General features: G+C 67.6%; 15 protein-coding genes and 1 pseudogene. 11 read left to right on the plus strand and 5 right to left on the minus strand.

Annotated elements, in window-relative coordinates; all coding sequences use genetic code 11:
• The first annotated feature begins 208 nt into the window (after positions 1-208).
• Positions 209-2974: a preprotein translocase subunit SecA gene (gene secA / locus AC1RUS_RS10275; protein ID WP_492915669.1), complete on the plus strand. Its 2766-nt coding sequence runs from the start codon at positions 209-211 to the stop codon at positions 2972-2974.
• Between the two features lie 117 nt (positions 2975-3091).
• Here secA and AC1RUS_RS10280 read toward each other — a convergent pair whose 3' ends face one another.
• A complete protein-coding gene (locus AC1RUS_RS10280) occupies positions 3092-4456 on the minus strand; it encodes an MFS transporter (protein WP_492915671.1) in 1365 nt (454 codons plus the stop codon).
• 83 nt (positions 4457-4539) lie between these two features.
• Between AC1RUS_RS10280 and AC1RUS_RS10285 the strand changes: the two genes are divergently transcribed.
• Complete coding sequence (locus AC1RUS_RS10285; protein WP_492915673.1) at positions 4540-5244, plus strand: ArsR/SmtB family transcription factor; 705 nt, start codon at positions 4540-4542, stop codon at positions 5242-5244.
• A gap of 25 nt (positions 5245-5269) precedes the next feature.
• Positions 5270-5380: pseudogene (locus AC1RUS_RS10290) on the plus strand (hypothetical protein); the annotation flags it as partial.
• 7 nt (positions 5381-5387) lie between these two features.
• Here AC1RUS_RS10290 and AC1RUS_RS10295 read toward each other — a convergent pair.
• The 3 genes from AC1RUS_RS10295 to AC1RUS_RS10305 form a co-directional block, all read right to left on the minus strand.
• A complete protein-coding gene (locus AC1RUS_RS10295) occupies positions 5388-5987 on the minus strand; it encodes a methyltransferase domain-containing protein (protein WP_492915674.1) in 600 nt (199 codons plus the stop codon).
• Between the two features lie 83 nt (positions 5988-6070).
• The gene (locus tag AC1RUS_RS10300; RefSeq protein ID WP_492915676.1) at positions 6071-7129 is read right to left on the minus strand and encodes a DUF2855 family protein; all 1059 of its coding nucleotides are present in this window, start codon (positions 7127-7129) and stop codon (positions 6071-6073) included.
• A 188-nt stretch (positions 7130-7317) separates the two neighbouring features.
• A complete protein-coding gene (locus tag AC1RUS_RS10305; RefSeq protein WP_492915678.1) occupies positions 7318-8703 on the minus strand; it encodes a carotenoid oxygenase family protein in 1386 nt (461 codons plus the stop codon).
• A gap of 92 nt (positions 8704-8795) precedes the next feature.
• Between AC1RUS_RS10305 and AC1RUS_RS10310 the strand changes: the two genes are divergently transcribed.
• The 8 genes from AC1RUS_RS10310 (at position 8796) to AC1RUS_RS10345 (ending at position 15868) form a co-directional block, all read left to right on the plus strand.
• Complete coding sequence (locus AC1RUS_RS10310) at positions 8796-9401, plus strand: TetR/AcrR family transcriptional regulator (protein ID WP_492915680.1); 606 nt, start codon at positions 8796-8798, stop codon at positions 9399-9401.
• Positions 9402-9497: 96 nt separating this feature from the next.
• Positions 9498-10400: an EamA family transporter gene (locus tag AC1RUS_RS10315; protein ID WP_492915682.1), complete on the plus strand. Its 903-nt coding sequence runs from the start codon at positions 9498-9500 to the stop codon at positions 10398-10400.
• Between the two features lie 226 nt (positions 10401-10626).
• Positions 10627-11766: an epoxide hydrolase family protein gene (locus AC1RUS_RS10320; RefSeq protein ID WP_492915684.1), complete on the plus strand. Its 1140-nt coding sequence runs from the start codon at positions 10627-10629 to the stop codon at positions 11764-11766.
• A gap of 20 nt (positions 11767-11786) precedes the next feature.
• Positions 11787-12203 carry a GFA family protein gene (locus tag AC1RUS_RS10325; RefSeq protein ID WP_492915686.1) on the plus strand — a complete coding sequence of 139 codons (417 nt, stop codon included), beginning with the start codon at positions 11787-11789 and terminating at the stop codon, positions 12201-12203.
• The gene (locus AC1RUS_RS10330) at positions 12204-13232 is read left to right on the plus strand and encodes a threonine aldolase family protein (RefSeq protein WP_492915688.1); all 1029 of its coding nucleotides are present in this window, start codon (positions 12204-12206) and stop codon (positions 13230-13232) included.
• A 115-nt stretch (positions 13233-13347) separates the two neighbouring features.
• Positions 13348-14037 carry a hypothetical protein gene (locus tag AC1RUS_RS10335; protein ID WP_492915690.1) on the plus strand — a complete coding sequence of 230 codons (690 nt, stop codon included), beginning with the start codon at positions 13348-13350 and terminating at the stop codon, positions 14035-14037.
• Positions 14038-14174: 137 nt separating this feature from the next.
• Positions 14175-15284 carry a M48 family metalloprotease gene (locus AC1RUS_RS10340; protein WP_492915692.1) on the plus strand — a complete coding sequence of 370 codons (1110 nt, stop codon included), beginning with the start codon at positions 14175-14177 and terminating at the stop codon, positions 15282-15284.
• Positions 15281-15868, plus strand: a complete 588-nt coding sequence (locus AC1RUS_RS10345) for a hypothetical protein (protein WP_492915694.1) — start codon at positions 15281-15283, stop codon at positions 15866-15868. The genes AC1RUS_RS10340 and AC1RUS_RS10345 overlap by 4 nt, the downstream gene beginning before the upstream one ends.
• Here the strand turns inward: AC1RUS_RS10345 and AC1RUS_RS10350 are convergent.
• The gene (locus AC1RUS_RS10350) at positions 15852-18047 is read right to left on the minus strand and encodes a putative bifunctional diguanylate cyclase/phosphodiesterase (protein ID WP_492915696.1); all 2196 of its coding nucleotides are present in this window, start codon (positions 18045-18047) and stop codon (positions 15852-15854) included. The genes AC1RUS_RS10345 and AC1RUS_RS10350 overlap by 17 nt on opposite strands.
• Between the last annotated feature and the right edge of the window lie 118 nt (positions 18048-18165).

Consider the following 18165-nt stretch of genomic DNA (forward strand, 5'->3'; position numbering starts at 1 on the left):
AAATTGGGGCGGGGCGGCCACAGAAGTCGAAGAGAGTCGGAAACCTTGGCCTTCGCCACGCTCTATAAGGGGCGCTCGCGTTGACACTGACATGACCGCTGCTTAAGTCTCGCGCGCGCTCAAAGGGCCGAAATAGTCGTGCTGGGAAATGACCTTGCACGATCGCCAACGCCCGGAACGCATAACACTTCACCGGAATTTCGACTTCATGCTCGGCTTCGCCAAAAAGCTTTTCGGCTCTTCCAACGATCGCAAGGTCAAGACGCTGACCGCCCGGGTGGCGAAGATCAACGCCCTGGAGCCTGAATACGCCGCGCTCTCCGACGAGGCCCTGAAGGCCAAGACCGACGAGTTCAAGGCCCGCCTGGAAAAGGGCGAAACCCTCGACGACATCCTGCACGAAGCCTTCGCCGCCGTGCGCGAGGCCGGCAAGCGCGTGCTGGGCATGCGCCACTTCGACGTCCAGCTGGTGGGCGGCATGGTGCTGCACTTCGGCGGCATCTCGGAAATGCGCACCGGCGAAGGCAAGACCCTGGTCGCCACCCTGCCGACCTATCTGAACGCCCTGGCGGGCAAGGGCGTCCACGTCATCACCGTCAACGACTACCTGGCCAAGCGCGACGCCGAGTGGATGGGCCAGCTCTACAACTTCCTGGGCCTGAGCTACGGCGTCATCGTCAACGGCCTCAGCCAGGGTGAGCGTCAGCGCGCCTACCGCAGCGACATCACCTACGGCACCAACAACGAGTTCGGCTTCGACTATCTGCGCGACAACCTCGTCTACAGCGTCGAGGAAATGGTCCAGCGCGGCCACCACTTCGTCATCGTCGACGAGGTGGACTCGATCCTGATCGACGAAGCCCGCACCCCGCTGATCATTTCGGGCCCGACCGAGGACCGCAGCGAGCTCTACAAGACCATCGACGTCCTGATCAAAGAGATGATCAAGGACAAGACCACCTACGACCACGACGAGAAGCAGAAGCAGGTCATCCTCACCGAGGAAGGCCAGGAGCGCATCGAAGAGATCCTGATGTCGGGCGGCCACCTGGCCGAGGACACCGCCGGCCTCTATGACGCCGCCAACATCTCGATCGTCCACCACGTCAACCAGGCCCTGCGGGCCAACGTGCTGTACACGCGCGACAAGGACTACATCGTCAAGGGCGACGAGATCGTCCTGATCGACGAGTTCACCGGCCGCATGATGACCGGCCGCCGCCTGTCGGAAGGCCTGCACCAGGCCATCGAGGCCAAGGAAGGCGCCGCCATCCAGCCCGAGAACCAGACCCTGGCCTCGGTGACCATCCAGAACTACTTCCGCCTCTATACGAAGCTGTCGGGCATGACCGGCACGGCCTCGACCGAGGCCCAGGAATTCGACGACATCTACAAGATGGGCGTCTCGGAAATTCCCACCAACCGCAACATCCAGCGCATCGACGACGACGACGAGGTCTATCGGACCGAGGCCGAGAAGAACCAGTCGATCCTCAAGCAGATCGCCGACTGCCACATGCGCGGTCAGCCGATCCTGGTCGGCACCGTGTCGATCGAGAAGTCCGAAGAGCTGTCCAAGCTGCTGGCCACCTACGCCTGGGAGCGTGACGGCAAGAAGCAGAAGGGCATTCCGCACCAGGTGCTGAACGCCCGCTTCCACGAGCAGGAAGCCGGCATCGTCGCCGACGCGGGCGTGCCCGGCGCGGTGACCATCGCCACCAACATGGCCGGCCGCGGCACCGACATCCAGCTGGGCGGCAATGTCGACATGCGCCTGGCCAGCTGGAAGCAGCAGCAGAAGGGCCTGGGCCTGGCCATCGACCCGGCCGACGAGATCGCCCAGCGCGTGGCGCTGGAAGCTGAGATCGCCGAGGCCAAGAAGCAGGCGCTGGACGCCGGCGGCCTGTTCGTGCTGGGCACCGAACGCCACGAAAGCCGCCGTATCGACAACCAGCTGCGCGGCCGCACCGGCCGTCAGGGTGACCCGGGTCGTTCGAAGTTCTTCCTGTCGTGCGAGGACGACCTGCTGCGCATCTTCGCCGGCGAGCGCCTGGACGCGATCATGCGCACCTTCGGCGTCCAGGAAGGCGAGGCGATCACCCACAAGTGGCTGAACAACGCCATCGCCACCGCCCAGAAGCGCGTCGAGCAGCGCAACTACGAGATCCGCAAGAACCTCCTGAAGTACGACGACGTCGTCAACGACCAGCGCAAGGCCGTGTTCGAGCAGCGCCAGGAGTTCATGGAGGCCACCGACCTCTCCGACATCATCCACGAGATGCGCCATGACGTGGTCGACGACCTGGTCCTGCGCCACCTGCCGCCCAAGGCCTATGCCGAGCAGTGGGACATCGAGGGCCTGACCGAGCGGGTGAAGTCGATCTTCGGCCTGGACCTGCCCCTGGCCGAGTGGGCCGCCGAGGAAGGCATCGCCGACGAGGAGATGAGCCAGCGCATCACCAAGGCGGTCGACGAGTACGCCGCCCAGCGCGAGGAGATCATCACCCCCGACCAGATGCGTCAGGTGGAAAAGAGCTTCCTGCTGCAGATGATCGATCTGCAGTGGCGCGAGCACCTGATGCACCTGGACCACCTGCGCAACGTCATCGGCCTGCGCGGCTACGGCCAGCGCGATCCGCTGAACGAGTACAAGACCGAAGCCTTCAGCCTGTTCGAAAAGCTGCTGGGCGATCTGCGCACCAACACCACCCGCTGGCTGATGACGGTCGAGATCGCCTATGCCGAGCCCGAGCCGCTGCACTCGCCGGAAAACCTGATCGAGGTCCACATGGACCCGCTGACCGGCGAGAACGTCGCGGTGGCCGGCGCCATCCCGGAAGGCCTGTCGCCCGAACAACGCCAGGCCCTGCCGATCTCGGTGCTGCCGGAAGGCTGGGAAAACACCAACCGCAACGGCGCCTGCCCCTGCGGCTCCGGCAAGAAGTTCAAGCAGTGCCACGGGTCGCTGGTCTAGCGACCGGGTACTGAGTTCTGGATTGAGCAGCGCCCGCCCTGGGAAAACCGGGGCGGGCGTTTTCCATCTGATTTGTCATCCCGGCCGCAGCGCAGCGGAGAGCCGGGATGACAAGACTTACAGGCGCTTGGCAGCAGATCGCCCCGCCACCCAGGCCGCGCACACCAGCATCGCCGTCGCGATCAGCCCCGAGGCCCGCAAGCCCGCCACGATCCGCTCCGGACCGCCCGCCGCCACCGCGCCGAACACCGCCACGCCGGCCGCGCCGCCGGCCTGGCGGCAGGCGTTGAGGACGCCGGTGGCCGCGCCCGAGACGTGACGGTCGACGCTGGCCAGCAGGCCGCTGGTCAGGGCCGGGATGGCCAGGCCCATGCCGCCGGGGATCAGCAGGAAGCCGGGCAGCATCTCGAGAAACGCACTCCCCGCCCCGAGACGCGCGGTCAGGGCGTAGCCGCCGGCGGCGATCAGCACCCCGACCGTGGTCACCCGCGCCGCGCCATGCCGCGCCACCAGGCCGCCGCTGAGCAGGTTGGAGACGATGAAGGTGGCCGTCAGGGGCAGGAAGGCCAGGCCCGCCTGGGCCGGCGGATAGCCGACGGCGCGCTGCAGGTAGAGGCCCAGCACGAAGACCAGGCCGTAATAGCTGAAGTTCAGCATCGACCCGACCAGCACCGCCGTCGAGACGGGACGCAGGCGAAACATCGACAGCGGCGCCACAGGATGGGCGCTGCGGGCCTCGACCCACAGGAAGGCGCCGGCCGCGACCAGACCCGCCAGCAGGGCCAGGACCGGCCCCGGATGCCCCCAGCCGCGCCGGCCGCCTTCGATCACCGCCCCGACGATGGCGGTGACGGCGACCAGGGCCAGGGCCTGTCCGGGCAGGTCGAGCGGGACCTTGGCCTTGGGCGGGGCTTCGGGGACCACCGCCAGGGTCAGGACCACGCCGATGGCGCAGAGCGGCAGGTTGACCAGGAACACCCAGCGCCAGTCGAGGGCCGCGATCAGCAGGCCGCCCAGCACCGGTCCGGCCGCGATCGACACCCCGCCGGCCGCCGTCCACCAGCCCACGGCCCAGGCGCGCTTGGCGGCGTCGCCGTCGCAGGCGTGGGCGATCAGGGCCAGCGAAGGCGGCACCAGCAGGGCTCCAGCCGCGCCCTGGGCCACGCGGGCGGCGATCAGAGCGGCGGGACCGCTGGCCAGGCCGCAGGCCGCCGAAGCCGCCGCGAACAGCACCAGTCCCGCCAGGAACACACGCCGGGGTCCGATCCGGTCGCCCAGCGCCCCGGCCGACAACAGCATGGCCGCCAGGGCCAGCACATAGGCGTCGACCACCCATTGCAGTTCGGCCATCGGCGCCTCGAACGCCTTGCCGATGGCGTCCAGCGCCACATTGACGATGGTCACGTCCAGCTGGGTGACCAGGAAGCCGAAGCTGGCGGCGACGACGATCAGCGGCAGGCGGGCGGCGGAAGCTTGGGTCATGGCCTCTCATGCCCTCGGGAGCCCGCGCGACGCTACACGAAAGGCTGAACTGTTCGTCCCGGGAGATCGGCTAGGATGATCCCATGGACGCCAATATCGCCGCTCCCGCCGCCCTGATCGGCGACCCGACCCGCGCCGCGATGCTGCAGGCCCTGCAGGACGGCCGGGCCCAGCCCGCCAGCGCCTTGGCCTGGGCGGCCGGCGTCACCGCCCAGGCGGCCAGCAACCACTTGGCCCGGCTGGTCGACGGCGGTCTTCTGGCTGTCGAGCGCGAGGGACGTCACCGCTATTACCGCCTGGCCAGTCCGGAAGTCGCCCACGCGCTGGAGGTCCTGTCGGTACTGGCCGCGCCGGTCCGCTCGCTGGAGACGCCGCGCACGCCCAAGGCCCGAGCCCTGCGCGACGCCCGCTGCTGCTATGGCCACCTGGCCGGCCGGCTGGGCGTGGGCGTGGCCGACGCCCTGGTGGCGCGCGGCCTGCTGACTCCCGACGACGACAAGCTCTACGCCATCACACCCTCGGGCCGGGCCTGGTTCGAGGATCTGGGGATCGATGTGGCGGCCCTGCGCTCGCCGCGCGGCGTGGCGCGGCAATGCCTGGACTGGACCGAGCGCCGGCATCACCTGGCGGGGCCGCTGGGCGTCAAGCTGCTGGAGCGGATGACGGCCCTGGGCTGGCTGGCGCTCGAGCGCGAAGGTCGGGCCGTGCGGCTGACCGTTGAAGGGCGCCAGGCGTTGAGGGAGCGGTTGGGCGTGGAGCTGGAGGGGGAAGGGTTGCGGGCGGCGTGAGGCGTCCCAACAACCATCAAACCAAGCTTGTCATCCCGGCCGCAGCGCAGCGGAGAGCCGGGACCCAGGGGCCAATGCAAAGCGGCTGCCCCTGGGTCCCGGACAGCCTCTGCGAGGCTTCCGGGATGACAAGATTATAAGTCTCAGAGCTTCTTCAGCACGAACTCGATCGCGCACTCGCCCACCGTCGTGGCGGTCTGGTCGTAGCGCTCCACGCCGATCCGCTTGTTCAGCTCATAGCGGTACGTCGCGTCCAGCAGCTCGATCTTCTTGACCTCGACCGGCTGCTTCAGCCCGGCCAGCAGCTCGGTGACATTGATGCTGGCGCTGGACCACGAGCTCTTCTTGAAGATCGTGAAGGTGTGCTTGTGGTCGGTGTTGTAGGTCGAGGGGAAGACGCCCTGTTCGTAGAGGTCCTCGTCGGGGATCAGGCACACCAGGTGGCCGCCGGGCTTCAGGATCCGCACCCAGTTCTCCAGGGCGTTGCGGGCGTCGACCATGTGCTCCAGGCAGTGGGACGAGTGGACGAAGTCGAAGGTCTCGTCGGCCACGCTGGCCATCAGCTCGGCGTCGCCGTCGGGCAGGTCCCAGCCCCGGCAGCTCTTCATCAGCGGAAAGAACTCGTAGTACTGGCCGATGGTGTCCTGGCCCGCCCCGATGTCGATGCCGTCGCCGACGATGTAGCGGGTGGCGTAGCGGGAATCCTTCAGCTTGTGAAAGACCGACTTGCTGGACTCGTGCATGGCCAACTTCGCTGACGATTTGAGGTGAAGGTCAGGGATAGAGCGCTTCCCCAGACCCGGCAAATCCGATCGGCGAAGCGCGGCTATTTGACCGCCAGGATCTGCCCGGTCTCCGGCGAGGCCTTGCCGTCGAGCACGGCCCGATAGGTGGCCGCGATGGCGTCCTGGCCCACGCCGGTCTCGACCTTCAGCCAGCGCGCCGCGTCGGCGACGAAGGCGCTCCAGGCCGCGCCGTAGCGGCTCTCGAAACCGCCGGGACCCCAGTCCTGCTGGCGCTTCTTCACGCGGTCGGGGGCAAAGAACAGGATCGGGCGCGGCCCCGGCAGATCGCCCGCTCCGCGCTCGGCCTCCCAGTGGGTGCCGCCGACCAGGCAGGAATAGGCCAGGTCGTCCTTGAACCGCCGATGGACAGCGCCCAGCACGCCCGCATCGCCCGCGAAATCGACGAACACCGCCGGCGTCTCGATGGGCGCGGCCGGCAGGTCGGCATAGGTCACGACCTGGTCGTAGAAGCCCAGGCGCTCGACGAAGGCGACATTGCCCGGCGAGGTCAGGCCGACCACCGTCACCCCGCCGCGCTGTTTCAGCTGGAACGCCAGGCCGATCGCGGTCTTGGACGAGGCGCTGGAGAGGATGATCGACTTGGCGCCGAACATGGCGTTCTCGCCCAGCATGTCGTCGATCAGGAAGGCGGTGATGTAGAGCGGCTGCAGCAGCGCCCGATGCGCCTCCAGCCCATCATCGGCCGCCACCGCCGCGTACTGGTTATAGACCGCCGCCAGGTGCTGGCGATGCGGCGCGGCGTCGGCGAACCCGCTGCGCGTCTTGCGGGCCTGCACCGTCAGGTGGCTCGACATCGGGTAATAACCGTAGAAGCGCTGGCCCACGGCGATGTCGGGATGCTCGGACGCCTCGACCGTCGCGAAGCCCCACACCGGCACGCGGCCGAAACCCTCGGCCGCCGGGAAGAAATCCCAGTAGCGCATGGCTTCGCCGAACACGGCGTAGGTGATGTTGTTGGCGGTCAGGGCGAAGCTGTCGACGGCTAGGCGGACTTCGTTTTCGGCCAGGTCGGGGAGCGTAGCGGAGCGGAACTCGGCGGCGCGCAGGTCGGTCTTGGCGACCACGAAATCCCAGGCCATGGCGGCGCTCCTTTTGGTGTTGGGTGGAGGTAAGCGCAGCCCTGACCCAGACGTCAAACAATTGTTCGATGGCATAAAAGCTTGTCATCCCGGCCGCAGCGAAGCGGAGAGCCGGGACCCAGGGGCCAGTGCAGTGCGGTCGCCCCTGGGTCGCGGACAGCCTCTGTGAGGCTTCCGGGATGACAAGATTAGTTGGACACCCAATTCCCGTGAAACCCGAACGGCACCCGCCTCGGGAGCTTGGCGCTCGCCACCGGCCCCGCCGCCACGTCCTGAGCGTCCAGCACCACCAGCTCGCTGATGTTCAGCTGGCCGCGATAGACCACCGCCGTCAGCCAGCCCTCGCCTTCCGGCGCGTCGGCCGAGGCCGGGGTGAAGACCGCCTCCGAGATCGCGTCGCCCTCGGGCACGGTCCAGTCGGTGCGGACGCCGGTCTCCAGGTCGATATGGGCGATGACATTGGAGCGGAAATCGCCGGGCTTGAGGCTTTGGCCGACGAACCAGCCGTGGCGATAGGGCAGGCCCGACAGCCGCTCGTCGAAGCGCGGAAACTCGCCGGCCAGGTCGTCGAGGGCGGTCTCGGTCACCGTTCCCGCGGTCAGGTCGATCGTCCAGCGCATCAGATAGGCCGCCGCGTTCTCGCCGCGCGTACCGTCGGCGTTGGGGAAAAGCGGCGCCGAGGCGTAGCGCATGACGTCGACGATGATCCGCTCACCGTCATCGAAGGCGTTCATCACGTGGAAGACATAGCCCTTGGGGGCCTCGATCCAGCGCAGGCTGGATACGCCCTCGCTGCGGCGCATCACCGCCAGCTGGCCGCCCTTTTCGGGCTCCCAGGCGAAGACCGGCTTGCCGCCCATGGCCCGTTGCAGGCTGCCGGTCAGGGGCAGCACCGGGATCACCACGTAATCGCGGGTGACGGCGAAGTCGTGGATCATCGAGCAATAGGGCGCCTCGAACGTCTCGCGCTTGAGCAGCGTGCCGGCCGCGTCGACCACGCCCCAGCTGACCTTGCTGGACAGCGGCATCGGGTCGTCGGCATAGGCGAAGAACACCATCTCGCCGGTCAGCGGGCAGGTCTTGGGGTGGGCCGTCACCTTGCCGCCAAAGTCGGCGAAGCCTTCTGGCTCCATGTCGCCCTGGCTGACCGTGAAGGGCGCATTGCTCTCGACCAGCGCCATCAGCCGGCCGGCGTGCTGGACGACATTGGTGTTGGCCACCGCCCCGTCGGTGCGGCCGATCACCGAGGGGTCCGAGGTCATCGGATTGCCCCAGCTGCCCCACAGGGCCTGGCCGGCCTCGTGCTCGGTCCTCCACTTGGGCGTCTTCACCCAGCGGTTCCTGTAGCTCACCTTGCCGTCGGCGATCGTGAAGGCGTGCAGCATGCCGTCGCCGACGAACCAGTGATAATTGTTGTCGCGCGGGTCGAACTGCGGGTTGGGGCCATTGCGATAGAGCACGCCCGAAAGGCCGGCGGGCAGCTGGCCCTCGACCGTCAGCACGAAGTCGTCCTCGCTGCGCACTGGCGCGAAATTGCCGCTCAGATAGGGGTTGATGCGAACCTCGCCGTCCATGGTCGATCTCCCTGTCAGCCTCTTCAAAGGCTCGTTGTTTACGGTGTAAATTTATGTTGTAAGCGATTATACGAGTCAACTGGGATTCTTCAGTGCCCCGCGTCCTGTCCTCCGAAGACGTCGAAGACTTCCGCCGCCGCCTGTGCGAGGCCGCCGAGACCCTGTTCGCCGAGCACGGCATCGAGGCGGTGACCATGCGCGAGCTGGCCCAGGCCCTGGGCGTCAGCCCGATGACCCCCTATCGCTACTTCAAGGACAAGGACGCCATCCTGGCCGCCGTGCGCACGGCCGCCTTCGGCCGCTTCGCCGCGGCGCTGGAGGCGGCGACGGACACGTCCGGCGATCCGGTCGCCTGGTCGCGCCAGGCGGGCATGGCCTATATCGACTTCGCGTTGTCGCAACCCCAGGCCTACCGCTTGATGTTCGACCTCGACCAGCCGACCGAGGGCGACTACCCCGACCTGCAGGCGGCGCTCACCCGCGCCCGCCGCACCATGACCGCCCACGTCGAGGCGATGATCCAGGCCGGCCTGCTGGAAGGCGACGCCGAATTGATCGGCCACATGTTCTGGTCGGTGCTGCACGGCATGCTGATGCTGCAGATCACCGGCAAGCTGGCGCCGTCCATCGATCCGCTGGCGCTGCGGCGGCTGGTGTTCTCGACCCTGCTGCGCGGCCTGGGGCTGGCGCGCCCCTGATTTTCAGCATTGTCACCGGAGACAATGTTTCCGTTGCCGCGCCGCACAAGGAGGCCCAAATCCCCGTCAAGCTCAGCTTCGGATAGGATTTGTCCCATGCACAATGCGCCCCTGCCCTTGCGCCACTTCCTGCTGGCGCTGGCCGTGGTGGCGGTGTGGGGCACCAATTTCGTGGTCATCCGCATCGGGCTCGACCATCTGCCGCCGCTGCTGTTCGCCACCCTGCGCTTCACCCTGGTGCTGTTGCCGATGGTGTTCTTCGTCAAGCGTCCGGCCGTGCCGTGGTGGAACCTGGCGGCCTATGGCGTGCTGATCGGCGCGGGGCAGTTCGGCCTGCTGTTCGTGGCCATGAAGGGCTCGATCTCGCCGGGTCTGGCCTCGCTGGTGGTGCAGACCCAGGTGTTCTTCACGATCGGCATGGCCATGAAGATCAGCGGCGAGAAGGTGCAGCCGTTCCAGGTGGTGGCCCTGCTGCTGGCCGCCTCGGGCATCGTGCTGATCGCCGCGCACGGCGGCGGATCGGCCAAGCCGCTGGGCGTGGCCCTGGTGCTGCTGGCCGCCGCCAGCTGGTCGGGCGGCAACATCGTCGCGCGCCAGGCCGGCACCGTGAACATGCTGGGCTATGTGGTCTGGGCCAGCCTGTTCTCGATCCCGCCGCTGTTTCTCATGACCCTGTGGGTCGAGGGCTGGCCGGCCATCGTCCACGGCGTCCGCTCGGCCGACGCCCTGACCTGGGCGGCGGTGCTGTGGCAGGCCGTGGGCAACACCATGTTCGGCTACGCCGCCTGGGGCTGGCTGCTGGCCAGGCACCCGGCCGCCACCATCACCCCGATGGCCCTGATGATCCCGGTGTTCGGCATGGGCGCCTCGGCGCTGCTGCTGCACGAGGGCCTGCCGGCCTGGAAGCTCGGCGCCGCCGCGCTGGTGCTGACCGGCCTGGCGGTGAACATGCTGTGGCCGAAGGTGCGCGGGCGGTTTGTGGCGGTGAAGGCCACCTGAGCTCATCCTATCAACCGTCATTCCCGCCCTTGTGGCGGGAACCCCTGGTTCAGCGGGCACGTGAAGCGCGAGCGAAGTGCGCGCACTTCGCCCCTCCCGCACCTGCGGCGGATAGAGAGGTTCCCGCCACAAGGGCGGGAATGACGAGTGTTTTGGAGGCCAGAGTTTCATTTGACCTCCCCCGCGTCACCCGCCGGACCCTCCCCGCAAAACAAGGGAGGACGCCATGGCCACGCCGTTCGAGGTCGAGTGGAGCCAACAGGCGATCGACAAGGTCCTGGCCCAGGTGCGGGCCTATGAGTTCCCGGTCGCGCCCGAAGGCGGCGGCTGGAACCATGGGTGCGACGCCGAGACGCTGAAGCGCCTGACGGCCTACTGGGCCGACGGGTTCGACGTCGCCAAGGCCCAGGAGACCCTCAACCGCTTCCCGCAATTCACGGCCAGGATCGAGGACCTCGACATCCACTACGTCCACGTCGTCGGCGAAGCCCAGGGCACGCGGCCGCTGCTGCTGACACACGGCTGGCCGGGAAGCCACTTCGAGTTCTGGGACGCCATCGAGCCCCTGGCCTTCCCGTCGCGGTTCGGCGGCGATCCGGCAGACGCCTTCGACCTGGTGATCCCGTCCCTGCCCGGCTTCGGCTTTTCCGGAAAGCCCAAGGCCCCGATCGGCCAGCGGGCGACGGCGCGGCTGTTCAACACCCTGATGACGCAGGGGCTCGGCTACGACCGCTACCTGGCCCAAGGCGGCGACTGGGGCTCGCTGGTCACCTCGTGGCTGGGCCTGGACCATGCCGCGCATGTGAAGGCCATCCACCTCAACATGATCGGCTTTCGCCCGCACGGCCCGCCCGACGGCGGGGCCGAGGTCGCCTGGATCCAGCGCACCGCCTTCGCCATGGACGTAATGGGCGCCTATCTGCGCCTGCAGGTCTCCAAGCCGCAGTCCATCGCCTGGCTGGGGGCCAACAATCCCGTCGGTCAGGCCGCCTGGATCCTGGAGCGCTTCCACGACTGGGCCGACCTGACCCACAAGCCGTTCGAAGCGGTGTTCAGCCCCGACAAGCTGCTGACCAACATCATGATCTACGTGATGACCGGCAGCTTCACGACCGGCGCCTGGTACTATCGCGGCGTGATGGAGGAAGGCGGCGTCACCCTGCCCGAAGGCGTGCGCTGCGAAACCCCGACCGCCTACGCCAACTTCCCCGGCGAGCTGCTCTATTCGGCCCCGCCGCGCAGCTGGGCCGACCGCGCCTACAACATCGTCCGCTGGACCGACATGCCGCGCGGCGGTCACTTCGCGGCGATGGAAGAGCCGGAGCTGTTCGTGCAGGATGTGCGGGCGTGGGCCCGCGACCACTGAGGCCCGCCGGGGAGAAAACCATGAGCAAGATCGAGGGCGGCTGCGCATGCGGCGCGGTTCGCTATGAAATCACCGCGCCGCTGATCGGGGTCGGCGTCTGCCATTGCCGGCAATGCCAGTACGGCAGCGGCGGCGGTCCCAACTATGTGGCCCTCGCGCCCAAGGACGGCCTGACCTTCACCAAGGGCCAGCCCAAGCGCTTCAGCAGCCCCGGCGGCAGCGGCCAGGCCGTGGACCGCGTCTTCTGCGCCGACTGCGGCACGCCGCTGATCTCCGACACGGTCGGCCCGTTCTATCCCGTGAAGCTGGGCAGCTTCGATGATCCGTCGGCGGTGACCCCCAACATCCACATCTGGACCAGCGAGGCCCAGCCGTGGCATCGGATGGATCCGGGCCTTCCGGCCTTCCCGCAGAACCCACCCTTCCCACCGAGCTAGATGACCCAGCCCCCCCGCTACGACTTCGCTTCCGACAATGTGGCGGGCGCCATGCCCGAGGTGATGGAGGCGCTGGTCGCCGCCAATGGGGGCACGGCCTCGGGCTATGGCACGGACCATGTCAGCGCGGCCGCCGCCGACCGCATCCGCGCCCTGCTGGACGCCGACGCCCAGGTGCGGTTCACGGCCTCGGGCACGGCGGCCAACGCCTTCGCCCTGACGGTGCTGGCGCATCCGCATGAGGCGGTGCTGGCCCACGAGCACGCTCACATCTGCACCGACGAAACCGGCGCCCCCGGCTTCTTCGGCCAGGGCGTGGGCCTGATCGGCCTGCCGGGCGCGTCGGGACGGATCGAGCTTTCGGCCCTGGAGGCGGCGCTGGCGCGGCCCGAGGTGTCCTACAACCAGCCGGCCGCGGCCCTGTCCCTGACCACCGCCACCGAATACGGCACGGTCTATGATGAGGCCCACCTGCGCGCGCTGATCGCGCCGGTGAAGGCCAAGGGCTACGGCGTCCATCTGGACGGCGCGCGCCTGGCCAACGCGGTGGCGGCGGGCTTTGACCTCAAGAGCGTCGCCAAGATGGGCGTCGATATCCTGGTGATGGGCGGCACCAAGGCCGGCTCGACCCCGACCGAGGCCGTGGTGTTCCTCAATCCCGACCACGCCCGGCGCTTGGACGCCCGCCTCAAGCACGCCGGCCAGCTGGTCAGCAAGGGCCGCTTCCTGGCCGCCCCGTGGCTGGGCCTGCTGGGCGAGGCCCATGACGGCGGCCCGTGGGCGGCGCGTGCAGGCCACGCCAACGCCATGGCGCAAAAGCTGGCGGCCCTGATGCCCTTCCCGATCCGCCACCCCGTGGAGGCCAACGGCGTCTTCGTCGACATGGACGAGCCCGCCCTGGAGCGCCTGCGCGGCGAAGGCTGGTTCGTCTATCGCTTCCTGGATGGCACCGCGCGGTTCATGTGCTCCTGGGCCACGACGCCCGATATGGTCGAGGAACTGGGCGCGGCGCTGAAGAAGATCGCGTGAAATCCGTCAAAATTTTCCGCAACTTTTAGGCTCGACGCTCCGAAATATTCTCGCTATGCATGCGAAGCTTGACCATTTGACTGCGCGGTCAAGCATCTCGGGGGAGATCCGCTTCGTGTCCATGCTTCGTGCGCTCGCCGTTTCGGCGTGCCTGCTTCTTGCCGCCTGCACCACAACCAGCACTCGACTGGCCGAAAAGGCTCCAGCCCGGCCCGCGCCAGGCGCCCGCATCCTGATCATCCAGCCCGACATCGAGCTTTCGCTGCTGACGGTGACCGGCATTTCCGAGGCGCGGGCCGACTGGTCCAGCCAAGCCCGCGACAACATCAAACGCGAGATCAAGCTGGCCACGCAGGACAAGAAGCACGTCTTCCGGGAGCTGGACCCCGCTACGGTCAACGATCCACGCGCCCTGCAACTGCTGCGTCTGCACGAGGCGGTCGGCAACTCGATCCAGGCGTTCAACTACGGCGCCTATTCGCTACCGACCAAGAAGGGTTTCGACTGGACCCTGGGCTCGGGCGTGTCATCCCTGGCCACGGCCTATGACGCCGACTACGCCCTCTTCATCTACGGTCGAGGATCCTATTCAAGCGGCGGACGCAAAGCGGCGATGGTCGGCATGGCGATGTTGGGCGTAGCCATACCCATGGCCACTCAGCAGGCATTCACTTCGTTGGTAGACCTGCGCACCGGCAAGGTCGTCTGGTTTAACGTCGCCGTGGCTGGGGCGAGCTCGGACATGCGCACCGCCGAAGGGGCCAAGACTTTCGCCGAAGCCCTGCTGAAAGACGCCCCACTCTAATGGCGCCCTCCGCCGTCGGCTGGCGGACGGGGTTGGTCTTGATGATCGCAACGCTGGCCACGACCACCGTGCAGGCCCAGCCACGCGCGCCCCACCTACGCCCGTCCGAGACCTCTGATGAAGGGGGCATTTGGGCCATGACCGACAAGGCCGAACAGCAAGCCCGCCAGTCGGCCGAGCGCAACCGGGACCCGGCCTTGAACGCCTATGTCTCCAGGATCGTCGCCAAGCTTGCACCGGAATATGACGGTGACATCCGCGCCTATGTCATGGACCGGCCCTTCCTGAACGCCACCATGTCGCCCAACGGCTATACGGAGGTGTGGTCGGGCCTGCTGCTGCGCGCCGAGAACGAGGATCAGCTGGCCTTCGTGATTGGGCACGAGATCAGTCACTTCGCCGAAAACCACACGCTCGAAGCCCATCGCGCCCAGAAGTCACGAGCCCAGACCACTCTGGCCTTTCAGGTGGCGGTCACCGTTGTAGCCGCTGGCGTAGCGGTCAACTCAGGCTCGGTTCAGGTCTCCAACGACATCATGCGCACGGCCGGCTCGATCAACGATCTGCTGTATCTGAACCAGATCTCGGCCTATTTCGGCTTCTCGCGCGAGAACGAGAGTCAGGCGGACGCCCTCGGTTTCCAGCGCGCCGTCACCGCCGGCTATGACCCACGCGCCGGGGCGCAGATGTGGCGACGCCAGGTCGCCGAGACCCAGGCCTCCAGCTACAAGAAGGTGCGCGAGCAAGAAGCGCGAGCCAGCATCTTCAACAGCCACCCGCTGACTGCCGAACGTATCGCGGCGTTGGACGCCCTGGCGGCCAAAGCGCCACAAGCTTCCACGACTGACGCTCACGCCTATCGCAATATGATACGGCCGCATTTGTCGGCTTGGCTGAAGGACGATCTGCGCCGTCGCGACCCAGGCCAGAGCTTAGCCCTTATCGAGCGGCTCAGCGCCTTGGGAGAAGATTTGGGCGTACTGGGCTTCTATCGCGGCGAGGTCTATCGGCAACGCCGCCAAGACGATGACCTCGTTCAGGCCCGCAAAGCCTATACAGAGGCCACGACCCACTCCGATGCTCCGGTCACCGCTTGGCGGACCCTCGGCGATCTGGCCGTCCAAGCCGGCGACAAGCCAGACGCTCTCCACGCCTACGAAACCTATCTGGCCCGCGCGCCTCAGGCGGCGGATCGCTGGCTGGTCGAGGCCAGCCTCCAGACGCTAATGCAAGGAAACACCCCATGAAACACCTGCCCCTCCGCGTCGCGGCGATCACCTGCGTTCTGACATTGTCGGCTTGCGTGAGCGTCACCACCGCCCCGGCGGGAGCCTACACCGTGGGGGCCGCGAAGGTGACCCTGGGCCACGAATGGTCGGACATCAGCGCGGTGATGAACGGCCGCCCCCCGAAGGTGCGGCTGCTCTCGATGGATGGTCCGTTGCTCAACCGGCTTTATGTCACCGACGGCTTGGCGCCCGGTGAGTTCATGGTCCGCCCCATCGCGAAGGAACTCCCGACACCGACCTATCGCGCCGGCATGTCGCCCAACGAACTGATCGAGTTCGTTTCCGACAGCATGGCCGCGCTCGACTACCAACGAGTAGAAGTCGAAAACCCCCGTCCGGCCCGTTTTGGGGTCACCTCGGGCGTGCGCTTCGACCTGAAGGCCAAGACCAAGGCTGGGCTCGACATCTCTGCCACCGCCGTGGTGGCGCAACACAAGGAGCGCCTATACGTGGTGCTCTACATCGCCCCCAGTGAGCACTACTACGGCGCCGAGTTGCCCGAGGTGGACACCGTGATCGGCTCGGTCAAGCCCGCCGCTTGATCTGCGCCGCCGGCTTAGCGTTCGGCGCTGAGGCTAGTTCCAGGCTAGCGACGGTCGCACCGCCCTCCGGCCGGTCGACGATCACCTCCAGCAGCCGCGCGATCTCGCTGGCCGGGGCCGGGCGGCTGATGAAATAGCCCTGGATCTCGGCGCAGCCCTGGTCGCGCAGGGCGTTGAGCTGCTCGACGGTCTCGACGCCCTCGGCCGTGGTGACGATGCCCAGGCTCGAACCCAGGTCCAGCACGGCCTTGATGATCGCCAGGGCGTCGCTGTCGTTCAAGATGTCGCGCACGAAGGTCTGGTCGATCTTGATCTTGTCGAACGGGAAGCTGCGCAGATAGCTCAGCGAACTGTAGCCCGTGCCGAAGTCGTCCATCGAGATGCGCACGCCCAGGGCCTTCAGGTCGTGCAGCATGGTCATGTTGGCGGCGTTGTCCTGCAGCAGCACCGACTCGGTGATCTCCAGCTCCAGGCGCTGGGCCGGCAGGCCCGAGGCGGCCAGGGCCGAGACCACGGTGCGCACCAGGCCCCGGTCGCGGAACTGGGCGGGCGACAGGTTGACCGCCAGGCGCACGTGGTCGGGCCAGCGGGCGGCCTCGGCGCAGGCCTCGCGCAGCACCCATTCGCCCAGCTGGACGATCAGCCCGATCTCCTCGGCCAGGGGGATGAAGTCGGCGGGCGAGACCATCCCGCGCTCGGGATGCTTCCAGCGCAGCAGCGCCTCGCAGCCGGTCACGCGATCGTCGCCCAGATGATAGAGCGGCTGGTAGTAGAGCTGGAATTCGCCGGCGTGCAGGGCCCGGCGCAGGTCCAACTCCAGCGCTCGGCGGGCCTGCAGCTGCTCGTCCATGGCCCGCTCGAAGAAGTGGAATGCGCCGCGGCCATCGGCCTTGGCGCGGTAAAGGGCCATGTCGGCCTTCTTCAGCAGTTCGTCGGCGTCGTCGCCGTCGGACGGCGCGGCCGAGACGCCGACGCTGGCGCCGATCATCACCTGATGGCCTTGCAGGTCGAACGGCGCGGCCATGGCCTCGACCACCCGCTCGGCCAGGCGCGTGGCGCCGGACATGTCGGCCAGGCCCGTCTGCACCACCGCGAACTCGTCGCCGCCCAGGCGGGCGACGGTGTCGCCCTCGCGCACGCAGCCCCGCAGACGTTCGGCGGCGATGCGCAGCAGGGCGTCGCCGATCGGATGGCCCAGGGTGTCGTTGACGGTCTTGAAGCGGTCGAGATCGATGAAGTGGACGGCCAGCTGGTCGCCCGAGCGCGCCCGGCGGGCCAGGGCCTCGCCCAGGTGCTTCTGGAACAGCACGCGGTTGGGCAGCTCGGTCAGCGGATCGTAGTGGGCCAGGCGGGCGATCTGGGCCTCGGCGCGCTTGCGGTCGGCGATGTCTTCCGAGACGCCCAGCAGATATTCGGCGCGGCCGTCGGCGTCGGCGATGGCGATCTTCTTGGTGCGTAGCATGGCGAGGGAGCCGTCCTTGCGGGGCGCCAGGTCCTCCTCGATGACCCGCACCTCGCCGGACTCGATAACCTCGAGATCGCGCTCAACATACAAGGATGCGTATTCCGCCGGCTGGAAGTCGGCGTCGGTCTTGCCGATCACCTCGTCACGCGAGAAGCCCAGGATCTTTTCACCGGCGCGGTTGAGCAGCACGTAGCGGTGATCGTCGGCCCGCTTGACGAAGACCATTGAGGGCATGGCCTCGACGACGGCGGTCATGAAGGTCTGGGCGCGCTCGGCGGCGGCCTTGGCGGCGGCCAGCTCGGCCACGCCGCGTCGGTTGGTCTCGTTGGCGGCCTGCAGCAGAGCCAGCACCGTGCCGACCCCGATATAACGACCCTTGTCGGTGACGATGAAGCCGCGCAGCAGGTCGGAGGCGCGGTACGACAGGCTGTCGCTGGTGAAGTCGGCCAGGGCCATGTCGGCGTCGACCACCAGGGGCTCGACGTCCATCAGGGCCGAGATCGGGCGGTTGGCGTAGAGGGCCCGGCCATACTCGGCGGCCATGCGCAGGAAGAAGGCGTTGCGCTCGACCAGGCCGACCGGCCGGTCCTCGTCGTCGAGCACGGGGATGATCAGGGTGTCGGGCTCCTCGCGGAACCGCTCGTAGAGCGTCTTGCCCAGGTCGTCGCGACGCGCCGGCGCCAGGGAAGAAACGGTGTCTCGCAACGTGAACATAGGTACGCCTCCACTGCGCGAGGGAGGGACCATTTCCACGACTAACGCGGTGCTAATGGTGAGGCTTGGCGGCGTTCATTTCGCGAAAACTTCACCGGGGTGTCACAGTGTTTGCGGG

It is taken from the genome of Caulobacter sp. GW821-FHT10F06, assembly GCF_058809215.1.

What these genes read in the sequence shown, in the direction of transcription:
- secA (WP_492915669.1), top strand. Translation starts at nt 209, where the DNA reads ATGCTCGGCTTCGCCAAAAAGCTTTTCGGCTCTTCCAACGATCGCAAG.
- AC1RUS_RS10330 (WP_492915688.1), top strand. Translation starts at nt 12,204, where the DNA reads ATGACCCAGCCCCCCCGCTACGACTTCGCTTCCGACAATGTGGCGGGC.
- AC1RUS_RS10325 (WP_492915686.1), top strand. Translation starts at nt 11,787, where the DNA reads ATGAGCAAGATCGAGGGCGGCTGCGCATGCGGCGCGGTTCGCTATGAA.
- AC1RUS_RS10295 (WP_492915674.1), bottom strand. Translation starts at nt 5,987, where the DNA reads ATGCACGAGTCCAGCAAGTCGGTCTTTCACAAGCTGAAGGATTCCCGC.
- AC1RUS_RS10315 (WP_492915682.1), top strand. Translation starts at nt 9,498, where the DNA reads ATGCACAATGCGCCCCTGCCCTTGCGCCACTTCCTGCTGGCGCTGGCC.
- AC1RUS_RS10285 (WP_492915673.1), top strand. Translation starts at nt 4,540, where the DNA reads ATGGACGCCAATATCGCCGCTCCCGCCGCCCTGATCGGCGACCCGACC.
- AC1RUS_RS10345 (WP_492915694.1), top strand. Translation starts at nt 15,281, where the DNA reads ATGAAACACCTGCCCCTCCGCGTCGCGGCGATCACCTGCGTTCTGACA.
- AC1RUS_RS10350 (WP_492915696.1), bottom strand. Translation starts at nt 18,047, where the DNA reads ATGTTCACGTTGCGAGACACCGTTTCTTCCCTGGCGCCGGCGCGTCGC.
- AC1RUS_RS10280 (WP_492915671.1), bottom strand. Translation starts at nt 4,456, where the DNA reads ATGACCCAAGCTTCCGCCGCCCGCCTGCCGCTGATCGTCGTCGCCGCC.
- AC1RUS_RS10305 (WP_492915678.1), bottom strand. Translation starts at nt 8,703, where the DNA reads ATGGACGGCGAGGTTCGCATCAACCCCTATCTGAGCGGCAATTTCGCG.
- AC1RUS_RS10340 (WP_492915692.1), top strand. Translation starts at nt 14,175, where the DNA reads ATGACCGACAAGGCCGAACAGCAAGCCCGCCAGTCGGCCGAGCGCAAC.
- AC1RUS_RS10320 (WP_492915684.1), top strand. Translation starts at nt 10,627, where the DNA reads ATGGCCACGCCGTTCGAGGTCGAGTGGAGCCAACAGGCGATCGACAAG.
- AC1RUS_RS10300 (WP_492915676.1), bottom strand. Translation starts at nt 7,129, where the DNA reads ATGGCCTGGGATTTCGTGGTCGCCAAGACCGACCTGCGCGCCGCCGAG.